This is a genomic window from Anaerococcus martiniensis, from assembly GCF_043187485.1.
In the GTDB taxonomy this organism is placed as follows: domain Bacteria; phylum Bacillota; class Clostridia; order Tissierellales; family Peptoniphilaceae; genus Anaerococcus; species Anaerococcus martiniensis.
This window is the reverse complement of record NZ_CP171106.1, coordinates 124123-144093: the sequence shown is the minus strand read 5'-3', so window position 1 is coordinate 144093 and position 19971 is coordinate 124123. Positions and strand designations below refer to the sequence as shown.

The window sequence follows — 19971 nt, the reverse complement described above, 5'->3', positions numbered from 1 at the left end:
ATGGAATTTAAAAGAAGCCATATGTGTGGCGAATTAAGAAGTGAAAATATTGGTGAAGAAGTAGTTCTTATGGGCTGGGTTGCAAAAAAAAGAAACTTAGGTTCTTTGGTTTTCTTTGATTTAAGAGACAAAACAGGTATTACTCAAATCGTAGTGCGTGAAGAAGATAAAGAAAATCATGATCTTGCTAGCCACTTAGGTCAAGAATACGTTGTTGAAGTAAAGGGTTTAGTAAGGGAAAGAGAATCTAAAAATCCTGATATGGCAACCGGTGACATTGAAATCGTAGCTGAAAAAATCAATGTTTTAGATAAGGCAAATACACCACCAATATACATAAAAGATGATGATGATGTAGCTGAAAATCTTAAATTAAAATATAGATACCTTGATATGAGAAAGGCTTCTGTACAAAAAAATTTAAAACTTAGATCAGATATAGTTCGCACTATTCGTGAATATATGTATGAAAATCACTTTACAGAAGTAGAAACACCATTCTTAACAAAACCAACTCCAGAGGGAGCAAGAGACTATCTAGTCCCATCTAGGATTAATCAAGGTGAATTTTACGCCCTACCACAATCACCACAGCTTTTAAAACAAATCCTAATGATAGGTTCACTTGATAGATATTTCCAAGTTGTAAAATGTTTTAGGGATGAAGACCTAAGAGCTAACCGACAACCAGAATTTACTCAATTAGATATGGAATTATCATTTGCTGGACAAGATGATGTAATAGCAGTAAATGAAGGACTAATTAAAGAATTATTTGATAAATATACAGATTATGATTTAACTCTACCAGTTCCAAGAATGGACTATAGTGAAGCTATGGAATCGTACGGTTCTGATAAACCAGATTTAAGATTTGGCTACAAAATCCAAAATATTTCTGAAATTTGGAAAGATAGTGAATTCAAAGTATTTGCTGATAATACAAGTGAAGGTAAATCAGTAAGAGCTATTAACTTTAAAAATTTAGCTGATAAATATTCTAGAAAACAGTTAGATAAGCTAACAGATTTTGTAAAACACTATGGCTTAGGTGGACTATCTTACATTAAATATGGTGCTGAAGTAAACTCTTCAATTAGCAAATTCTTAACTGATGATATTTTAAATAACATGATCGATAAATTAGAAATTGAAAATAACGACCTAATTTTAATTGCAGCTGATAAAGACAAAAAAGTTCTTGAAGGACTTGGAGCATTGAGAAATAAAGTTGCAAAAGATAATGACCTATATGAAAAAGAATATGCATTGACTTGGGTTGTAAACTTCCCAATGTTTGAATATAACGAAGAAGAAGACAGATACGTTTCTCAACACCATCCATTTACTATGCCAAATGAAGATGACATTCACTTATTAAAAACTCATCCAGAACAAGTAAGAACACAAGCTTACGATATAGTTATAAATGGAGATGAAATGGGTGGAGGTTCTGTAAGAATTAATAATTCTGAATTACAAAAAGAAATTTTTGAAGCTTTAAATCTTACAGAAGAAGATATTAAGAATAAATTTGGATTCTTTATTGAAGCGCTTTCATATGGTACACCACCACATGCAGGATTAGCATACGGTTTAGATAGACTTTTAATGCTATTTTCTAAAACAGATAATATTAAAGATGTAATAGCCTTCCCAAAAACTCAATCTGCAACATGTCCACTTACTGAAGCACCTACAATTGTCGATGATAAAGCCTTAGTTGAGCTTGGAATCAGTGTAAGGAGTGATGTAAATGACAATGATGATTAAGCAAGGAACAGTCCTAGAAAATAATAATGGAAAATTATTAATAAGTGTAACTCGTAATGAGGCTTGCGGATCATGTGCAGCAAAAGGAACTTGCGGACAAAAAGAAGAAACTATAATAGAAGTTTATTCCACAGATAACATTGATAAGGGAGATAAGGTTATATTAGAAACACATTCTTCTGATATTACGAAATACTCAATATATGTTTATTTATTACCCGTTTTTATGATGATTGTTGGGGCCCTATTACCAAACATTTTTCTTAAAAATACTGGATATGACATAAATTTACTTACTCTTATATCAGTTATTATATTTTTTGCAATATCATTTATGATTATTAAAGGTATTGATAAAAACCTTTCTAATAATAATGTGATGAAAGTGAGGAAAATCTAATGGATTATTCATTAATCAAAGAATTTGATATTGATTTATATCAGGCCTTAGAAAAAGAAGTACAGAGACAGGAAGATAATATAGAGCTTATTGCTTCAGAAAACTATGTTAAACCATATATATTAGAAGCAGCAGGAAGTGTTTTAACTAATAAATACGCTGAAGGTTATCCAGAAAAAAGATACTATGGTGGATGTGAAAATATAGATGCTATCGAGCAAATTGCAATTGATAGAGCAAAAGAATTATTCCATTGTGATCATGCAAATGTTCAACCACATTCAGGATCTAATGCAAATTTTGCCGCATACTCTGCTCTATTAAAACCAGGCGATAAAGTTTTGGCTATGAATCTTACAGAAGGCGGCCACTTAACACATGGTTATAAAGTGAACTTTTCTGGAAAAATTTATGATTTCTATCATTATGGTGTTGATAACCAAACCGGTAGAATCAATTATGAAGAAGTACTAGAAAAAGCACGTCAAATACGACCACAGCTAATAGTTTGTGGTGCAAGTGCTTATCCTCGCGAAATCGATTTTAGAAAATTTAGAGAAATAGCTGATGAAGTTGGTGCAATTTTAATGGCTGATATTGCGCATATTGCTGGACTAATAGTGGCTGGTGAACATCCAGATCCATTTCCATATTGCGATGTAGTCACATCTACAACTCATAAAACTTTAAGAGGGCCTAGGTCAGGTATCATTCTCTGTAAAGAAGAATTTGCAAAAGCTATTGACAAATCAGTTTTTCCAGGATCACAAGGTGGACCTTTAGAGCACATCATTTTAGCAAAAGCTTTAGGATTTAAACAAAATTTAGATCCATCATGGAAAGAATATGCTAAAAATATAAAATTAAATGCAAAGGCTATGGAAGAAGCTTTAAGAGATTATGGTTTCAAAATGATTTCAGATGGTACAGACAACCATTTAATATTAATTGACCTAACTAATAAAAACATTACAGGTGCTGAAGCCCAAGACTTGCTGGATCAAGTAAACATCACTACAAATAAAAATACAATACCAAATGAGCAATTATCACCACAAGTTACGAGTGGTCTAAGAATCGGTACTGCTGCAATCACATCCAGAGGTATGGGTGTAAATGAATCTAGAAAAATAATCGAACTTATTTCTAGAACTATTGATAGAAGTGAAGATTTAGAACAAATTAAAAGGGAAGTTTTAGACCTAACAAGCAATTTTCCTGTATATGGTAATTAATTATGGCAATGCCAATAGTAACCTTAGTTGGAAGGACTAATGTAGGAAAATCAACATTATTTAATAGACTTGTAGGTAAGAAAAAATCGATAACAGAAGATATTAGTGGGGTTACCCGTGATAGGATAGTCGATAAAGTAGAGTGGCAAGGCGATGAATTCATGCTAGTTGATACTGGTGGTCTTGATATTTCTAATAAGGAAATGATGAATCAAGAAATTAAATCCCAAGTCGAAAAAGCCTTACTAGAAACAAATTTAATTCTTTTTGTAGTAGACGGTAAAGAGGGTTTAAGTCCACATGATGCAGAAATAGCAGATGTAATACGCCGCTATCACAAGAAAGTAATAATTGTTGCAAACAAAGTTGACAGCCACAAAACCCCAGATCATATATATGATTTCTACTCTTTGGGTTTTGATGATTTAGCAATTATATCTGCTGAACAAAGCAAGGGGCTGGGTGATTTACTAGATAAAGTTGTAGAAAATATAGATTTTGAAGCTTTTGAGCAAATAGAAGATGAAACAAGAATTGCAATAATAGGTAAACCTAATGCTGGTAAGTCTTCATTAGTAAATCTCCTCCTAGAAGATGAGAGAATGATTGTTACTGATGTTGCTGGTACTACACGTGATGCAGTGGATTCTTACTGGACCTACAATGATAAGAATTATGTTTTAATTGATACAGCAGGACTTCGTAGAAAATCAAAAGTAAAAGAAAATATAGAATATTATGCAAACCAACGTACCTTTGATGCTGTAGATAGTGCGGAAATAGTTTTATTTTTAATAGATGCAACAGTTGGAGTTACAGAACAAGATGCAAAAATCGCTGGCTATGCCCATAACCAAAGAAAAGCTATAATAATCGCAGTAAATAAGTGGGATATAGTTGAAAAAGATACCAATACCATGAAAAACATGGAAGCAGATATTAGAAATAAATTAGGATTTGCTTTATATGCACCAATAGTGTTTATATCAGTACTCAAAAATCAAAGAATTGATACACTTTTAGATATGATTGAAATAGTGGATAATAACTATCATACTAGAATATCTACTGGAGTTTTAAATAATATTTTACAAGATGCAATCATGCTAAACCAACCTCCTCAAGATAAGGGTAAGAGACTAAAAATATATTATATGTCTCAAGTTGGAACAGCTCCTCCTAAATTTATGCTTTCAATAAATGATAGAGGAATAATGCACTTTTCATATATGAGATATTTAGAAAATCAGATTAGAAAAAACTATAATCTGATTGGAGTTCCATTTAGCTTTGTTTTAAAAGAAAGAGGTTCAGATAAATGATATTTGTCGTTGCCATTATTTCTTATATACTAGGGTCTATTCCAAATGCCTATCTAATTGGAAAATATTTTTTTAATATGGATATTAGAAACTTAGGTTCTGGTAATGTTGGTAGCACAAATGCTTTAAGAAATTTTGGGAGAAAGGCTGGTATAGCAACACTTATTTGTGATGCATTAAAAGGCTTTATCGCAGTACTTATTGCAGAAAAATTGAATGTAGAGCATGCAGTAGCAGTAAGTCTAGTTTTTGTTGTGCTAGGACATATGTACAGTGTATTCTTAAATTTCAAAAGTGGAAAAGGAGTAGCTACATCCTTTGGAGCCTTACTTTATATAGATATTAAATTTGTTTTAATATTAGTAGGAATATTTATCCTCGTCGTGCTATTTAGTAGGATGGTTTCCTTAGGTTCTATATTAGCAGCTATAAGTGCAATTTTTATAGGATATTTTTACTTTGGTCTTTCTGATATTTTTTATGCTGTACTTATAATAGGTGCACTGATCGTTTATAAACATAGGGCTAACATTAACAGAATAATAAATCATGAGGAGTCTAAAATATTTTAATTATGGAAATCTCAATTTTAGGAGCAGGATCCTGGTCAACAGCTATAGCATATTTATTATCTGCAAAATACAATGTTTTGATGTATGCTAGAAATCCTGAAGATACAGAATTTATTAATAACAATCATAAAAATAGAAAATATTTAAAAGATTTTGACTTGCCAAAAAATATTAAAGCAACTAGCGATATTCACAAGCTTTTTAAAAATAGATTCATAGTAAATGGTATTCCAACTCAGAGTACTAGATCTGTTATAAAAGAATTTAAGACGTATTTTAATAAAGAAAATGTCTATGTAAATCTATCAAAGGGACTAGAACTGGAAAGTCATAATAGGATTTCAGAGATTTTTTACCAAGAACTGGGAAAAGATAATTCTTATGCTATTTTAAGTGGTCCATCACACGCAGAAGAGGTTATTAAAAAAATGCCAACAGCTATTGTTTGTGCTAGTAATGATTTAAAACTTGCAAAAGAAATTCAAGAAATATTCAATAGTGATTGGTTTAGGGTTTATACTTCAGAAGATCTTGTGGGTGTAGAGTTAGGCGGAGCTATAAAAAATACTTTAGCATTTGGAATTGGAATCCTAGATGGTTTAGGCTATGGAGATAATACCAAGGCTGCAGTTATCACACGTGGAATAAACGAAATGAATAGACTGCTTGAAAAATTTAATGCTGATCCAAAAACTTTAAATGGCCTAGCTGGAGTAGGTGATTTAATAGTAACAGCAACCAGTATAAATTCGAGAAATTATAGGACTGGACTTCTAATTGGTCAAGGCAAAAATATGCAAGATGCTATAAATGAAGTAAATATGGTTGTAGAAGGAATTCCAACAACTAAAGCATTAAATCAACTGGCTAATCAATATAATTTAGATTTACCAATCACCAAAGAAATATACAAAATTTTATACGAAAATAAAGATCCAAATGATTCTGTAGCGTCACTTATGGGTAGAACTTTAAAGAGCGAATTCTAATTTTTATAATTTAAATTTTTCTAATTTTAAGTTATAATAGAACTAAATATATATAGTAAAGGGAATATTATGTTTGAAAAGTTTAAAGATTTTATTGGCATTGACGACAATTATGATGATTACGATGACGAACAGCTTTATTACAATGATGATGAAGTAGAAAGCAAAACATCTTCTAGAGAAGCGTATACAAATTTATTAGATGATGACACACTAGAAAAAAATGATTCTGTAACTTACGAAAGTGGATATAGCAAATCAAATTCATCATATGCTTTTGATTCTAGTAGCTATGATACAGATCCTTATTCTAATAGTAGCTCATCAGATAGTTATAAAAGATCATCAAAAAGAGGAGATAATATAGTTAGCATGACAGAAAATAATTTTACAAACAAATCATCAATGAGAATTTCAATTCAAGAGCCTCTTGATTATGAAACAGATGCTCCAAGTGTTATAAATGATATACTTGATAAAAAAGTTGTTGTTTTAAATCTTGAAATGGTTGATGCTGATATGAGACAAAGAATATTTGATTTTGTATCAGGTGCAGTATATGCCTTAGATGGTACAGTTGAGAGAGTAACAAAGGGTATTTTTGTAATCAGTCCAAAAGGTGTACAAGTTGACAGCACTGTAACTGATCAAATATCAGATGGAAACTATAATCAATTATAAGTTCATAATTTAAATAAATTTATATGAGTTTGGATTATAACTTAGATTTTATAAATGATAAGAGTAAAAAATCCTCAATAAAAAAAGCTATAGCTATATTAGAAAGAGCGTATTATAAAAATATGGAAGAGTATAGCTTTTTTTTGGACCCTTTTGAGCAAGAAGTTATAGAATCTATTGCAAATAAAAACAAAATAGATATAAAATTTATAGGCGGTAATGATTTGGCAGAGCGCAAAATATTTATCGCCAATTTCTTTTATGAGCCAATTATAGAATCAAATTATATAAGCATTTTAAAATTTGACCACGATGGCCTAAGTCACCCTGATGTTCTAGGTTCACTTATGAGCCTAAATTTAGATCGTGAAACGATTGGAGATATAGTAATTGATAGGAACCATTGTGAATTTGCTATATTAAAAGATGAAGCAAGTTTTGTAAAATATAACCTAACTAAAATAAAAAGACAAAGTATAAATATAGATTTCAAAAAAGATAATACTTTGGATATAAAATTGGATGATTTTACCAATCATAGTGGCTTTGTTTCATCATTAAGGTTAGATAATCTAATATCTGAGTTTATAAATACAGCTAGAACTAAGGCTAAAGATTTAATAAAGTCAAAATTTGTAAAAGTTAACTACGAAATAATTGATGATCCAAGTAAAATCATAAATGAAAATTCTATGATATCCATTAGAAGAGAGGGTAGATTTATATTTGATGAAGTTACAGGAACTAGTAAAAAAGGCAATTCTCACATTACATATAGGAAGTTAAAATGACAGCATATATAGTATTTATAATTATAGGTTTAATCTTAGATAGATTAAGCAAATCTTACGCAATAAACAATTTTATAGAAAATCCTTATAAAGGAACTCTTTTTAATTTTACATACCTTGAAAATAGGGGTGCAGCATTTGGTATTCTCCAAGATAGTAGGTTATTTTTTATAATATTAACCCTAGTAATAGTTGCGGTTTTAGTATATTATTTCGTAAAAAATTACAAAACAAACCATAAAATTTTAAATATTGCTCTTGCAATGATTATATCTGGAGCTATTGGTAATTTTTATGATCGATTATTCCATGAATATGTTGTAGATTTTATAGAATTTGCTTTTGTAAAATTCCCGGTTTTTAATATAGCTGATATATTTGTCACTCTTGGCAGTTTTTTAATGATTATTTACCTAATATTTTTTGAAGAAAGCGAAAAAATATGACTGTAAATATTGGAAATGATTGGGATATAATATTAGCAGATCAATGGGATAAGGTATACTATCAAAATCTTAGAAAAAAATTGATTGGAGAATATAAGAACCACACAGTTTATCCTGATATGTATGACATTTTTAATGCTTTAAAGTCTGTTTCTTATGAAGATGTAAAAGTTCTAATCCTAGGACAAGATCCCTATCATGGTCCTGGTCAAGCACACGGTTATGCTTTTTCAGTGCAAAAAGGAGTGAAAACTCCACCATCTTTGGTAAATATCTATAAGGAAATGCATGAGGACATTAAAACCTACATTCCAAACAATGGAAATTTAGAAAAATGGGCTAAGCAGGGAGTATTGCTATTAAATACATCCCTAACAGTAAGAGCTCATCAGGCAAATTCCCATCAAAAAATTGGATGGGAAATACTTACTGATTATATTATAAAAAAATTAAATGAGAGAGAAAAGCCAATAGTATTTATCTTATGGGGTAGAAACGCTCAGTCAAAAGAAATGTTAATTACAAATCCAAATCATTTAATACTAAAATCTACCCATCCATCTCCGCTATCTGCTCATAGGGGATTTTTTGGATCTAAGCCATTTTCAAAAACAAATAACTTTTTAAAATCTATAGGTCAAGAGCCTATAGATTGGCAGATTGAGAATCTATAAATGATTCTCAATTATTTTTTTGCTTAGATTTAAAATATTTTTATAGTTATAAAGGTAATTTTCTCTAATAATTAGTAAATTTGGGTCAACGGTCATTAGACTTTCATTTTCAAAGTTAAAAGTATTTAAAGTAACAAAACCGGTATGTTTTTCATCAAATCTCCCATATAAAATCTGAATATTAATTTCTATAGTATTAGAACTTGTCCTTAATTCGTAATTATTTGAAGAGAAATAGGATTCAGTTAGTGTTTTTGTTGATTCTAATATTATTTGACAAATATCGTTATTTATCCACACTGATTTTAAGTTAATGATGTATCCATCTAGATTAGTAGAAAGTTCCCTAGTGAAATAATCATTTATGTTAGCTAGCTTTTCAGTAGCAATCAGGTCATTCTCATTATGAATCATAATTGGCCTTGGTTTATCCCTTTTTTTAATGTCTTCTGTAAGTTTGCTAATAACCTTGTATCTACTAGGATCATTTCTAAAAATGCCTATATGTTTTTCCATATCCATTAATCTCATAGATTCGAAGGTAAAATATTTTCTATGGGAAGAAATAGTTTTATATATATCCTTAGTAGCTGGAAATATTGGTTCCAAACCATATTTATCCAATCTGATATTTAAAAATGGAATATCAAATTTATCACCATTGTAAGTTATAATTGTTTTATCCGTAGTCATTTTTAAATAGATTTTAAGAAGTCTTTCTTCTTCAAAATTATCTTCAGCAAAATACTGAATAATATAGGATTTTTCGCCTTCAAAAACTATAAATCCGAGTAAGACGAGATTATCACGTAGTGGATCAAGACCTGTGGTTTCAATATCTAAGATTATTTGATCTTTATTTAAATTTTCTGAAAAATATTTTTTTTTGTAAGTAATCATATTACTATTATACTTTATTTGCCATCTTAATTTTATCCAATATAATGTTATAATTAGGTTATAAGTTATTAATAATATGTAAGATTTATGAGGTTTATATGATATATTTAGACAATGCAGCAACAACAAAAATTTATAAAAAAGCTCAGCAAGCTCGTGCTTTTGCAGAGGATGAAGCTTTTGCAAATTCATCATCAATTCACACTTTTGGACTAAAATCTAGTAATCTTTTGAGAGAATCAAGAGAAATTATTGCTAGCGTAATAGGATCAAATCCAGATGAAATATATTTTACAAAGGGTGCAACCGAAGCAAATAATATTGTAATTTCATCATTAAGTGGAGAAAATAATATTGCAATAACTTCTTCAATTGAACATTCATCAGTTTATGACAGTTTTAAAAACAATATTTTTAAAGAAGTTATTTACCTAAAAAATGATAATTATGGATTTATAGATATAGAAGATTTAAAAGATAAATTACAAAATGATGTTAAATTAGTTTCAATTATTTATGCTAACAATGAAACAGGAACTATTCAAGACATCAGAAAAATAAGCAATATTGTAAAATCATTTGATAAAAATATCTTAATTCATATAGATGCTACACAAGCATTGGGAAAAATTTCATGTGATGTAAATGAGCTTAAAGTTGATTTAATGAGTTTTTCTGCACACAAATTCCACGGACCAAAGGGAGTTGGAGGGCTTTACGTTAGGAAAGAAATCCTTCAAAAAATAAAACCTGTACTACATGGAGGACATCAACAGGTTGTATCCAGCGGTACTGATAATCATCCTGCTATTTCTGCAATGGCAACTGCATTAAAAGAACAAATTGATGCTGATGAGTTTAATTATGTCGACGATTTAAATAAATACATGAGAAAACTAATCGATAAAAATATAAGTGATTATATATTTAACACTCCAGATGAAAACTATTCTCCTTATATATTAAGTGTAGGATTTGCAAATATAAAATCAGAAGTCCTACTTCATATGCTTGAGGATAATGATATATTCGTATCAAGCGGATCAGCTTGTTCAAAGGGAAATAATAATAGGATTTTAGAGGCTTTAGATGTAGATGATAAATATAGCGATGGAGTTATTAGATTTTCTTTTGCGGGAGAAAATACAAAAGAAGAACTAGAAGATACTGTCAAAATTTTAAAAGAATCAATTGATGAAATAAGAAGGGTTATGTAATGGAATCACTTTTAGCAATTAGCTTTGGAGAACTTTTTTTAAAAGGAGCCAATAGAAAATATTTTTTTGATAATGCACGAAAACATATCCTATCAAATATTAAAAGTATAGGTTATGATGATACCTATGTAGAAAGTGCTAAGCTTTATATCAAAGCTGACGAAAATAAGTTTGATGCTTTGGTAAAGGAAATAGAAAAAGTTTTTGGTATTGCTTATATAGATGAAGTTTATAAAGTAAATAAAAATATTGATGATATTTTTCAAGCGGCAAAGTATACCATAAATAAAGATTATAAAGATAAAAATTATACTTTTAAAGTTGAAACTACTAGAGTTGATAAATCTTTTGAATATGATTCACCTAAACTTAATGCACATCTAGGAGACTTGCTTTTAGACGAATTTAAAAATTTATCAGTTGATATTCATAATCCAGATATTAAAGTGTACGTAGATATAAAAAATAATGCTTATGTCTATACAAAAAGACACAAGGGCCTAGGAGGATTACCTATAGGAAGTAGCGGTGAAGGTTTACTATTACTCTCCGGTGGTATAGATTCACCTGTAGCAGGATTTATGATGGCAAAACGTGGAATGATGGTTAATGCCGTTCATTTTCACTCTTATCCTTTTACTTCTAAACAAGCCCACCAAAAAGCAGAAGACTTAGCTAGACTAATGTCGCAATATACAGGTCCTCTTAAAGTTTTTTCAATAAATCTAGCAAATATTTATAAAGAAATAGCAACAAATTGTGATAGACGCGAAACAACTATTTTGTCTAGAAGATTTATGATGAGAATATCGAATAAGCTTGCAGATAAATATGGATTTAAGGCATTTATAACAGGAGAATCACTAGGTCAAGTAGCATCCCAAACTCTGGAATCTATTTCTGTTATTGAAGACTCAGCAAATTATCCAATATTACGCCCATTAATCGGTCTTGATAAACAAGATATAATTAATACTGCTATTGATATTGGAACTTATGATAAGTCCATAGAGCCATATGATGATTGTTGTTCTATCTTTGCTCCAGATAAGCCAGTTACAAAACCAAAACTCAAATATATCGAAAGATCAGAAGAAAATCTCAATATTGAAAGATTAGTAGATGAGGCACTGGAGACAATAGAAATTATAGAAATATAAGTTTTTATTTGACAAATAGTTACTAAGATAGTATCATTTAATGGTAAACCGCTCAGTGTGGGTACTGATCACCTAAGCTGGCGAGAATCTAAGAACAAGGAGGAGCCCATGTACGCAATTATCAAAACAGGTGGCAAACAATATAAAGTATCAGAAGGGGACTTAGTAAGAGTTGAAAAACTTCCTTACGAAGTTGGCGAAACTGTTGAATTTGATGAAGTTCTATTAGTTGCTAATGACAGCGATGTAAAAGTTGGAGCACCAACTGTAGAAAACGCTAAAGTTTCTGCAACAGTAGAAGATCAAAACAAAGACAAAAAAATTGTAGTTTTCAAATACAAACCTAAAAAAATGTATAGAAAAAAACAAGGTCACAGACAACCTTATACTTTAGTAAAAATTGATAGCATCTCTGCTAACTAATGATTAAAGTAAATTTAATCTATAACAAAGACATTTTCAAAGGATTTGAAATTACTGGCCATGCAGACTATGATGAACACGGTAAAGATATAGTTTGCGCAGCAGTATCTATGCTAGCTTATACAACTGTAAATTCTCTTGATAGTTACGATTATGAGGTAGAATTTAGTGATGATGAAGAAACTATGAAACTATTAGTAGATAATCCATCTCACGATTCAGAAGTAATTTTAAATACTTTTAGCACAGGTATTTGGACACTAACACAAAGTTATAGTGACTTTGTAGAAGCTTACAAAACTATAATATAAGGAGATATAAATGATTTTAAATATTAACTTACAAAGATTTTCAAGTAAAAAAGGGGTATCTTCTTCTAAAAACGGTAGAGATTCAGAAAGCAAAAGACTTGGTACAAAAAGAGCTGATGGTCAATTTGTAAATGCTGGAACAATCATCGTTAGACAAAGAGGAACAAAAATTCACCCAGGTAACAACGTTAAAAGAGGTGGAGATGATACTCTATACGCATCATGCGAAGGAATTGTAAAATTTGAAAGAAAAGGACGTGACAGAAAACAAGTTTCTGTTTATCCAAAACAAGATATAGCTTAAAAAATTAAGTCTGCCTTTTCGGCAGACTTTTTTTCATATGAAAGGAAATTTGTATGATAGATTTTGCAAAAATAAGTCTAAAAGCAGGAGATGGTGGCAATGGAGCTGTAGCTTGGAGACGTGAAAAATATGAACCAACTGGTGGGCCTGCAGGTGGTGACGGGGGAGATGGAGGTAGCATAATAATAAAAGCTACTAGAAACCTATCCACTCTTGATGATTTTAAATACAAAACTAAATATAAGGCTGAAAATGGAGAACCAGGTGGAAAATCCAAAAAATTCGGTAAAAAAGGCGAAAATTTAATATTAAAAGTCCCAGTTGGAACCATCTTAAGAGAAGCTGAAACCAATACAATTATAAAAGATTTTAAAATTGACAATGAAGAGTTTGTGATTGCTAAAGGTGGTAAAGGGGGTAGGGGTAATGTTCACTTTAAAAACTCTATTCGTCAAGCACCAAGGTTTGCAGAAAACGGAAAAAAAGGTCAAGAAATTGATCTTGTTATGGAATTAAAGGTTCTAGCTGATGTCGGTTTAGTAGGTTTGCCAAATGTTGGTAAATCAACATTAATTTCTGTAATTACATCTGCAAAACCAAAAATTGCAAATTATCATTTTACAACTCTTGACCCAAATCTTGGAGTTGTAAATATTGATAACGAACGTTCGTTCATAGTGGCTGATATACCAGGTTTAATTGAAGGAGCTAACGAAGGTCAAGGCTTAGGTCATGATTTCTTAAAACACATAGAAAGATGTAGGGTATTAGTTCATTTGGTAGATATATCAGGGATAGAAGGCCGTGATCCTATTGCAGATTTTAGACTTATAAACGAAGAATTGAAACTATACAACGATAAACTTTCTAAAAAGCCTATGATTGTAGCCTTAAATAAATCTGATCTAGACTTTAATGAAAATGCTTCAAAATTCATAGAGGAATTTAAAGATGAATATCAAATTTTTAAAATTTCTGCAGCAACAACAGATGGAATTAAGAATTTACTAGATGCAACTTACGATTTACTACTAGAATCTGAAGAATCCCAATACGAATTAATAGAAAATATTGATGAAAACTTCCTTGAAGAATATTATAATAAAGAAATTGAATATGACCTTCAATTTGCAAAAGACAATGAAATTTTTGTTGTTTTTGGTAAAAGAATAGATAACCTTCTTGAGAGGGTAAATTTAGAAGACTATGATTCTAGAATGTATTTTGAAAGTAAACTTAGAGAAATGGAAGTTTTTGATAAATTAAAAGAAATGGGAATAGAAGAAGGAGATAGTGTTGCAGTGGGTGACATTGTCTTTGAATATTACGAATAGGAGAAAAAATGCTTACAGGTAAACAACGCGCCATGCTTAAAGCTGAAAGTCATGATTATAAACCGGTAATTAATATTGGAAAATTTTCATTAACTGATGATGTAATCAAAGCGACAGATGAAGCATTGGAAGCACGCGAATTAATTAAAATAAAGATTTTAAATAATAATATGGATGATCCAAAGGATATATTAAGTGAATTGCTTGATAAATTAAATGCAGAATTTGTTAATCATGTGGGTAATATATTTACTATATACAGAAAAAACGATGATAATAAATTTGGACTTTAAAGGATAAAAATGAAAATAGGACTTTACGGCGGAACTTTTGACCCTATTCATGTCGGACATCTGATTGTTATGGAAAACACACTTAATTTTATGGACTTAGATAAAATAATTGTACTTCCAAGCTCCAATCCGCCACATAAGCAAAACAAGAAAAAGACTGACACAAAAATCAGAATTCAGATGGTAGAAGCTGCTATCAAAGACAATGATAAATTAATGTTATCGACATACGAAGCAAATGATAATAGTGTAAAATATACTCATCAAACCTTGGACTATTTTAAGAAAAAATATCCAGAACACGAGTTTTATTACATTATGGGTGAGGATTCATTTATGACTATTGATTCATGGCGAAACTATGAAAAAATCTTAAATGACAATCTAATTGTTTTTGCTAGAACTAGTATCGATGAGAATAGCGACTTAGTAAAAAAAGTTGAATTAATAAAGAAGGACAATTCTAAAATTTACCTCATTGATAATTTAAATATCAATATTTCATCTACCTTAATACGTGATTTGGTTAAAGATAATAAAAGTATAAAATATCTAGTTACCGACCCTGTTAAAAAAATAATAGAGGAGTACAACTTATATGTTTAATCTTGATTTATGGGAAGATAAATTGTTAAACGATATCGGTGAAAAAAGATATAAACACTGCATAAGAGTTATGGAAACTGCTCTAGAATTAAATAATAACATCGATATTGATAAAGTTAAAAGTGCTGCAATTTTACATGATTGCGCCAAATACAACGAAGAAAAATACTTAAAATTATATGGGGAAAGTATCGAAAACTATCAATTACAATATAAGGCTGTTTTGCATTCATTTTTAGGAGCAGAAGTTGCAAAAAAAGAGTATAATATAAACGATACTGAAGTTTTGGATGCGATTAGATATCACACAACTGCAAAGGCTGATATGTCAGATTTAGAAAAAATAATATATTTAGCTGATGCTATTGAACCAAAAAGAGATTATCCAGGCGCAAATCAATTAAGAAAATTATCAAAAGAGAATCTAAATGAAGCGATAATCTTTTCTTTAAACCACAATATAAATTATATTATTGAAAAAAATGATTTAATTCATCCACTTACAATTGAAGCAAGAAATTTCTTAATTAAGGAGAAAAATGAATAAATTAGATATTATATTAAAAGTTTTAGATGATAGAAAAGCAGAAGATGTAAATGTCTTAGAACTTAAAGAATCATCAATAGCTGATACTTTTGTTATAGCTACAGGTACATCTGTTATCCAAACTAAGGCTTTGGCTGACTATATAGAAGAAAAACTAGAAGAAAATGGTTTTACACTTTTATCTAAAGAAGGACTTAGAGAAGGCGAATGGATTCTGATGGATGCAGATGATATCATAATCCACATTTTCACTCAACGACAAAGAGAATTTTACGGTATAGATGATTTATGGGAAGAGTAATCTTTTTATAAATCTTTTGGTATCATAGAAATGGAAAGTAAGAATAAAGATAAAATTATAATAGGTTTAATTATTGCCCTTGCAGTAGTTTTAGGGAATAATTTTGTAAATAATAAATCTCCTGATTTACTTGATAATAAGGTCTCTTTACTAGAAAGTGAAGATGATTTTAATATTGAAAGTATTGATGAAAATAAATCCCAACAAAGTGAAGATATAAAAGTACATATAAATGGCCAAATAAATAGAGAAGGCGTCTATGAGGTAAAAGAAGGAGACAGACTTGACGATTTGATAAAGCAAGCTGGTGGTCTAAGTCCAGATGCAGATAGTAATTCTCTAAATTTGGCAATGAAACTAGAAGATCAGATGAAAATCTACATACCTAATAAAAATGAAATCCTAAATGAAAATTCTACAAATACTGATCAATTAGTTTCAAAGCCGGATTCTATATCTGAAAATGGGAAAATAAATATAAATACAGCTAGCAAAGAAGAGCTAATGACACTGCCAAACATAGGAGATAAAAGAGCTCAAGCTATAATAGAATATAGAGATACCAAAAAATTTGAAACAATTGAAGAAATAAAAAATGTAACTGGCATTGGCGAAAAATTTTACCAAGCCATGCAAGATTTAATAACAGTATAGGTGGTTAAATGAAATTATCAACTAGAAGTAGGTATGGATTAAGGGCTATTTGTTACCTAGCTGAGCATGAGGAGAAGGGTTATATACCAGTATCTGAAATTGCCGAAAAATTAAGCCTTTCGGAAAATTACCTTGAGCAATTAATTAGAATATTAAAAAACGAACAATTAGTTGAATCTATTAGAGGACCAAAAGGTGGATATAGGTTAACAAGAAATCCAGATAAAATAACAGTTGGAGAAGTTATAAGAGTTTTGGAAGGCAACTGGAATGTTACAGGATGCTATCAAGATGGACATTGCGATGATAAGTGTAATGCTTATTTTGCTTTTTATAAAATAGATGAAGCGATAAATGATACAATTGATTCCATAACTTTAGATGTAATTTTAAATAACAGACTTGAGGTAAATAAATGAAAAATTTAGGAATGAATAATCTTAGAAAAGCATATATTGATTTTTTTGGAGATGAAAAAGGACATACTATATTAAAATCTTTCCCATTAATCCCCCAGGATGATGAATCTTTATTGTTAATAAATGCAGGTATGGCTCCACTAAAACAATATTTTACTGGTGAAAAGAAAATGAAAAATAATAGAGCAACATCTTCACAAAGATGTGTTAGAACCGGTGATATTGAAAGAGTCGGAAAAACTGAACGCCATGGAACATACTTTGAAATGCTTGGGAATTTTTCATTTGGTGATTACTTTAAAAGAGAAGCTATAACTTGGGCTTACGAATTTTTGACAGGTAAACTAGAAATTGCTCAAGAGGATTTGTGGGTCACAGTGTATTATGAGGATGAAGAAGCTTATAATATATGGAAAGATGAAATTGGCATAAACCCTGATAGAATTTTAAAACAAGATAAAGACGAAAATTTCTGGGAGTTAGAGGTAGGTCCATGTGGTCCATGTTCAGAAATTTATGTAGACAGGGGAGCTCATAGAGCTATTGATGAAAATGACAATGCTCCTGGAAATGATAATTCAGATAGATTTCTTGAAGTTTGGAACTTAGTATTTACTCAGTTTAATAGAGATATTGAAGGTAACTATACTCCACTTGCTCATCCAAATATAGATACTGGCATGGGTCTTGAAAGAATTGCTATGATCCTACAAGAAAAAGACAATATTTTTGAAATTGATGTTAACCAAGACATTATTTCTGAAATTGAAAGAGTATCAGGGGTAAAATACAAAGCTGATAATAAATCTGACGTATCTATAAGGGTTATTGCAGACCATGCAAAAGCTATGACATTCTTAGTATCTGATAGTGTCTTACCATCTAATGAAAAACGTGGTTATGTTTTAAGAAGACTTATTAGACGTGCATATAGACATGGTAAATTGTTGGGTATTGAAGGCGAATTTTTATCTAAAATAGTTTCTGAAGTTATTGAAGCTTACAAAGTAGAATATGAAGAACTTATATATAATAAAGATAATATAGTAAAAGTAATTACTGAAGAAGAGGACAGATTCCAACACACTATTGATTCAGGGCTAGAAAGATTGAATTCATTAATTGATGATATGAAAAGTAATGGTCAAACTGTCCTTGATGGAAGTGAAGCATTTAAACTCTACGATACTTATGGCTTTCCACTTGATCTTACCAAAGATATTTTAAATGAAGAAGATTTTGATTTGGACGAAGCTAAATTTAATGAAGAAATGGAAAATCAAAGAGAATTAGCTCGAAATGCTCGTAAATCTGACTCTGGTTGGTCACTAGATAATATCATTACAGATGGAATTAATCCCACAGAATTCATAGGATATGATATTTTAATCACTGAAGCTCAAATTACAAAAATATTTGATGAAAGTGAATCTAAACTATCGCTAAATGAAGGTCAAAGTGGTATAGTAGTTTCCGATAAGACTTCATTTTATGCTCAAGGTGGTGGCCAAGTAGCTGATACTGGGTATATTTACAATGATAATACAAAAGTAAAAGTAACTGATGTACAAAAGAAAAATGATGTTTACTTCCATACTGTTGAAGTATTAGAAGGAAAAGTTGAAATTAATCAAACCTATGTCTTTGAAGTAGACAAAGAACGTAGATATGATATAACAAGAAATCACTCAGCAACCCACTTACTTGACCAAGCACTTTGTGATGTATTAGGCGATGGTGTTAAACAAGCAGGCTCCTTAGTAGATGAAAATAAACTAAGATTTGATTTTACTTATAATGAGTCATTAACTGATGAAGAAAAAAGAAAAATTGAAGATATAGTAAATGAAAAAATTAGAGAACAACTATCAGTTAATAAACAAATTGTTAGTTTCAAAGAATCTCAAGAAATGGGAGCTATAGGATTATTTGAAGATAAATACAAAGATAAAGTAAGAGTAGTTTCTATAGGAGATTATTCGATAGAATTATGTGGTGGGTGCCATGTAAATAATTCTTCTGAAGTATTAATCTTTAAAATAGTATCAGAATCATCTGTATCAGCAGGCGTTCGTAGAATTGAAGCTATTACCGGCAAAAAAGTTTATGAGCTACTACAAAATCAGAAACAAGATTTAACTGAAATAGCTGAAAGCTTAAATGCAAAACCAAATGCAATTATACAAAAAATAAGCTCATTAAAAGAAGAAATTGAAAATCAAAAAGATGAAATTAAGAGATTAAAATCATCATCTAATAAAGATATTTATAAAGATTTAGAGCAATCTATTGAGAATAAAGACAATTTAAATATATTGATTCATAAATTTGATAATGCATCAATGGATGAGCTACGTGACTATGAAAATAGATTAAAAAATAACTTTGACAATCTAATACTTGTGTTTGCAAGCGTAGTAGATAATAAAATAATTTTCACAGTGACTGTTGATGATAATTTAACTGATAGATATGATGCTGGCAAAATTGTTAGAGAAATTAGCCAAATAGCAGGTGGTAATGGCGGAGGCAAGAAAAATTTTGCTCAAGCTGGAGGAAAAGATATTTCTAAAGTTGACGATGCTTTGAACAAAGCACGTGAAATCATTTAAAGGAGTT

General features: G+C 30.1%; 24 protein-coding genes. 23 read left to right on the top strand and 1 reads right to left on the bottom strand.

Annotated elements, in window-relative coordinates; all coding sequences use genetic code 11:
* The 10 genes from aspS to ACF3NF_RS00675 all read left to right on the top strand — a co-directional run bounded on the left by aspS (position 1) and on the right by ACF3NF_RS00675 (position 8883).
* Positions 1 to 1773, top strand: coding sequence for an aspartate--tRNA ligase (aspS, locus tag ACF3NF_RS00720; protein WP_394023346.1), 1773 nt, complete (start codon positions 1 to 3; stop codon positions 1771 to 1773).
* Complete coding sequence (locus ACF3NF_RS00715) at positions 1757 to 2173, top strand: SoxR reducing system RseC family protein (protein ID WP_394023344.1); 417 nt, start codon at positions 1757 to 1759, stop codon at positions 2171 to 2173. Before aspS ends, ACF3NF_RS00715 begins: the two co-directional genes overlap by 17 nt.
* Positions 2173 to 3408 (top strand): serine hydroxymethyltransferase, encoded by a 1236-nt coding sequence (locus tag ACF3NF_RS00710; RefSeq protein WP_394023342.1) that lies wholly within the window; start codon positions 2173 to 2175, stop codon positions 3406 to 3408. The genes ACF3NF_RS00715 and ACF3NF_RS00710 overlap by 1 nt, the downstream gene beginning before the upstream one ends.
* A gap of 2 nt (positions 3409 to 3410) precedes the next feature.
* On the top strand, positions 3411 to 4730 hold the full coding sequence (gene der, locus ACF3NF_RS00705) for a ribosome biogenesis GTPase Der (protein ID WP_394023340.1): 1320 nt from the start codon (positions 3411 to 3413) through the stop codon (positions 4728 to 4730).
* Positions 4727 to 5302, top strand: a complete 576-nt coding sequence (gene plsY / locus ACF3NF_RS00700) for a glycerol-3-phosphate 1-O-acyltransferase PlsY (RefSeq protein ID WP_394023338.1) — start codon at positions 4727 to 4729, stop codon at positions 5300 to 5302. Before der ends, plsY begins: the two co-directional genes overlap by 4 nt.
* A 2-nt stretch (positions 5303 to 5304) precedes the next feature.
* Positions 5305 to 6291: an NAD(P)H-dependent glycerol-3-phosphate dehydrogenase gene (locus ACF3NF_RS00695; protein WP_394023336.1), complete on the top strand. Its 987-nt coding sequence runs from the start codon at positions 5305 to 5307 to the stop codon at positions 6289 to 6291.
* Between the two features lie 69 nt (positions 6292 to 6360).
* Positions 6361 to 6972, top strand: a complete 612-nt coding sequence (locus ACF3NF_RS00690; RefSeq protein ID WP_394023334.1) for a cell division protein SepF — start codon at positions 6361 to 6363, stop codon at positions 6970 to 6972.
* Between the two features lie 23 nt (positions 6973 to 6995).
* The gene (locus ACF3NF_RS00685; protein WP_394023332.1) at positions 6996 to 7763 is read left to right on the top strand and encodes a YlmH/Sll1252 family protein; all 768 of its coding nucleotides are present in this window, start codon (positions 6996 to 6998) and stop codon (positions 7761 to 7763) included.
* On the top strand, positions 7760 to 8209 hold the full coding sequence (gene lspA / locus ACF3NF_RS00680) for a signal peptidase II (RefSeq protein WP_394023330.1): 450 nt from the start codon (positions 7760 to 7762) through the stop codon (positions 8207 to 8209). Before ACF3NF_RS00685 ends, lspA begins: the two co-directional genes overlap by 4 nt.
* A complete protein-coding gene (locus tag ACF3NF_RS00675) occupies positions 8206 to 8883 on the top strand; it encodes a uracil-DNA glycosylase (RefSeq protein ID WP_394023328.1) in 678 nt (225 codons plus the stop codon). The genes lspA and ACF3NF_RS00675 overlap by 4 nt, the downstream gene beginning before the upstream one ends.
* Here the strand turns inward: ACF3NF_RS00675 and ACF3NF_RS00670 are convergent.
* On the bottom strand, positions 8878 to 9783 hold the full coding sequence (locus tag ACF3NF_RS00670) for a ribonuclease H-like domain-containing protein (protein ID WP_394023326.1): 906 nt from the start codon (positions 9781 to 9783) through the stop codon (positions 8878 to 8880). The genes ACF3NF_RS00675 and ACF3NF_RS00670 overlap by 6 nt on opposite strands.
* A gap of 98 nt (positions 9784 to 9881) precedes the next feature.
* Here ACF3NF_RS00670 and ACF3NF_RS00665 point away from each other — a divergent pair, with 98 nt between their 5' ends.
* The 13 genes from ACF3NF_RS00665 to alaS all read left to right on the top strand — a co-directional run bounded on the left by ACF3NF_RS00665 (position 9882) and on the right by alaS (position 19964).
* Positions 9882 to 11000, top strand: a complete 1119-nt coding sequence (locus ACF3NF_RS00665; RefSeq protein WP_394023324.1) for a cysteine desulfurase family protein — start codon at positions 9882 to 9884, stop codon at positions 10998 to 11000.
* Positions 11000 to 12160 (top strand): tRNA uracil 4-sulfurtransferase ThiI, encoded by a 1161-nt coding sequence (thiI, locus tag ACF3NF_RS00660; protein WP_394023322.1) that lies wholly within the window; start codon positions 11000 to 11002, stop codon positions 12158 to 12160. Before ACF3NF_RS00665 ends, thiI begins: the two co-directional genes overlap by 1 nt.
* Before the next feature lie 108 nt (positions 12161 to 12268).
* Positions 12269 to 12583, top strand: coding sequence for a 50S ribosomal protein L21 (gene rplU, locus ACF3NF_RS00655; RefSeq protein WP_262122255.1), 315 nt, complete (start codon positions 12269 to 12271; stop codon positions 12581 to 12583).
* Positions 12583 to 12894: a ribosomal-processing cysteine protease Prp gene (locus ACF3NF_RS00650; RefSeq protein ID WP_394023319.1), complete on the top strand. Its 312-nt coding sequence runs from the start codon at positions 12583 to 12585 to the stop codon at positions 12892 to 12894. Before rplU ends, ACF3NF_RS00650 begins: the two co-directional genes overlap by 1 nt.
* 10 nt (positions 12895 to 12904) lie before the next feature.
* The gene (rpmA, locus tag ACF3NF_RS00645) at positions 12905 to 13198 is read left to right on the top strand and encodes a 50S ribosomal protein L27 (RefSeq protein WP_316043768.1); all 294 of its coding nucleotides are present in this window, start codon (positions 12905 to 12907) and stop codon (positions 13196 to 13198) included.
* 53 nt (positions 13199 to 13251) lie between these two features.
* Positions 13252 to 14532 (top strand): GTPase ObgE, encoded by a 1281-nt coding sequence (obgE, locus tag ACF3NF_RS00640; protein WP_394023317.1) that lies wholly within the window; start codon positions 13252 to 13254, stop codon positions 14530 to 14532.
* An 8-nt stretch (positions 14533 to 14540) separates the two neighbouring features.
* Positions 14541 to 14825, top strand: coding sequence for a ribosome assembly RNA-binding protein YhbY (gene yhbY / locus ACF3NF_RS00635; protein WP_262122257.1), 285 nt, complete (start codon positions 14541 to 14543; stop codon positions 14823 to 14825).
* A gap of 9 nt (positions 14826 to 14834) precedes the next feature.
* Complete coding sequence (gene nadD, locus ACF3NF_RS00630) at positions 14835 to 15431, top strand: nicotinate (nicotinamide) nucleotide adenylyltransferase (protein WP_394023314.1); 597 nt, start codon at positions 14835 to 14837, stop codon at positions 15429 to 15431.
* A complete protein-coding gene (yqeK, locus tag ACF3NF_RS00625) occupies positions 15424 to 15978 on the top strand; it encodes a bis(5'-nucleosyl)-tetraphosphatase (symmetrical) YqeK (RefSeq protein ID WP_394023312.1) in 555 nt (184 codons plus the stop codon). Before nadD ends, yqeK begins: the two co-directional genes overlap by 8 nt.
* A complete protein-coding gene (gene rsfS / locus ACF3NF_RS00620) occupies positions 15971 to 16279 on the top strand; it encodes a ribosome silencing factor (RefSeq protein WP_394023310.1) in 309 nt (102 codons plus the stop codon). Before yqeK ends, rsfS begins: the two co-directional genes overlap by 8 nt.
* Before the next feature lie 30 nt (positions 16280 to 16309).
* Complete coding sequence (locus ACF3NF_RS00615; protein WP_394023308.1) at positions 16310 to 16933, top strand: helix-hairpin-helix domain-containing protein; 624 nt, start codon at positions 16310 to 16312, stop codon at positions 16931 to 16933.
* Positions 16934 to 16941: 8 nt separating this feature from the next.
* Complete coding sequence (locus tag ACF3NF_RS00610) at positions 16942 to 17352, top strand: RrF2 family transcriptional regulator (protein WP_262122262.1); 411 nt, start codon at positions 16942 to 16944, stop codon at positions 17350 to 17352.
* Positions 17349 to 19964 carry an alanine--tRNA ligase gene (gene alaS, locus ACF3NF_RS00605; protein ID WP_394023305.1) on the top strand — a complete coding sequence of 872 codons (2616 nt, stop codon included), beginning with the start codon at positions 17349 to 17351 and terminating at the stop codon, positions 19962 to 19964. Before ACF3NF_RS00610 ends, alaS begins: the two co-directional genes overlap by 4 nt.
* Positions 19965 to 19971 lie beyond the last annotated feature (7 nt).

Excerpts from the sequence above, each read along its gene's own strand:
- aspS (WP_394023346.1), top strand. The coding sequence starts at position 1 with ATGGAATTTAAAAGAAGCCATATGTGTGGCGAATTAAGAAGTGAAAAT.
- ACF3NF_RS00715 (WP_394023344.1), top strand. The coding sequence starts at position 1,757 with ATGACAATGATGATTAAGCAAGGAACAGTCCTAGAAAATAATAATGGA.
- ACF3NF_RS00710 (WP_394023342.1), top strand. The coding sequence starts at position 2,173 with ATGGATTATTCATTAATCAAAGAATTTGATATTGATTTATATCAGGCC.
- der (WP_394023340.1), top strand. The coding sequence starts at position 3,411 with ATGGCAATGCCAATAGTAACCTTAGTTGGAAGGACTAATGTAGGAAAA.
- plsY (WP_394023338.1), top strand. The coding sequence starts at position 4,727 with ATGATATTTGTCGTTGCCATTATTTCTTATATACTAGGGTCTATTCCA.
- ACF3NF_RS00695 (WP_394023336.1), top strand. The coding sequence starts at position 5,305 with ATGGAAATCTCAATTTTAGGAGCAGGATCCTGGTCAACAGCTATAGCA.
- ACF3NF_RS00690 (WP_394023334.1), top strand. The coding sequence starts at position 6,361 with ATGTTTGAAAAGTTTAAAGATTTTATTGGCATTGACGACAATTATGAT.
- ACF3NF_RS00685 (WP_394023332.1), top strand. The coding sequence starts at position 6,996 with ATGAGTTTGGATTATAACTTAGATTTTATAAATGATAAGAGTAAAAAA.
- lspA (WP_394023330.1), top strand. The coding sequence starts at position 7,760 with ATGACAGCATATATAGTATTTATAATTATAGGTTTAATCTTAGATAGA.
- ACF3NF_RS00675 (WP_394023328.1), top strand. The coding sequence starts at position 8,206 with ATGACTGTAAATATTGGAAATGATTGGGATATAATATTAGCAGATCAA.
- ACF3NF_RS00670 (WP_394023326.1), bottom strand. The coding sequence starts at position 9,783 with ATGATTACTTACAAAAAAAAATATTTTTCAGAAAATTTAAATAAAGAT.
- ACF3NF_RS00665 (WP_394023324.1), top strand. The coding sequence starts at position 9,882 with ATGATATATTTAGACAATGCAGCAACAACAAAAATTTATAAAAAAGCT.
- thiI (WP_394023322.1), top strand. The coding sequence starts at position 11,000 with ATGGAATCACTTTTAGCAATTAGCTTTGGAGAACTTTTTTTAAAAGGA.
- rplU (WP_262122255.1), top strand. The coding sequence starts at position 12,269 with ATGTACGCAATTATCAAAACAGGTGGCAAACAATATAAAGTATCAGAA.
- ACF3NF_RS00650 (WP_394023319.1), top strand. The coding sequence starts at position 12,583 with ATGATTAAAGTAAATTTAATCTATAACAAAGACATTTTCAAAGGATTT.
- rpmA (WP_316043768.1), top strand. The coding sequence starts at position 12,905 with ATGATTTTAAATATTAACTTACAAAGATTTTCAAGTAAAAAAGGGGTA.
- obgE (WP_394023317.1), top strand. The coding sequence starts at position 13,252 with ATGATAGATTTTGCAAAAATAAGTCTAAAAGCAGGAGATGGTGGCAAT.
- yhbY (WP_262122257.1), top strand. The coding sequence starts at position 14,541 with ATGCTTACAGGTAAACAACGCGCCATGCTTAAAGCTGAAAGTCATGAT.
- nadD (WP_394023314.1), top strand. The coding sequence starts at position 14,835 with ATGAAAATAGGACTTTACGGCGGAACTTTTGACCCTATTCATGTCGGA.
- yqeK (WP_394023312.1), top strand. The coding sequence starts at position 15,424 with ATGTTTAATCTTGATTTATGGGAAGATAAATTGTTAAACGATATCGGT.
- rsfS (WP_394023310.1), top strand. The coding sequence starts at position 15,971 with ATGAATAAATTAGATATTATATTAAAAGTTTTAGATGATAGAAAAGCA.
- ACF3NF_RS00615 (WP_394023308.1), top strand. The coding sequence starts at position 16,310 with ATGGAAAGTAAGAATAAAGATAAAATTATAATAGGTTTAATTATTGCC.
- ACF3NF_RS00610 (WP_262122262.1), top strand. The coding sequence starts at position 16,942 with ATGAAATTATCAACTAGAAGTAGGTATGGATTAAGGGCTATTTGTTAC.
- alaS (WP_394023305.1), top strand. The coding sequence starts at position 17,349 with ATGAAAAATTTAGGAATGAATAATCTTAGAAAAGCATATATTGATTTT.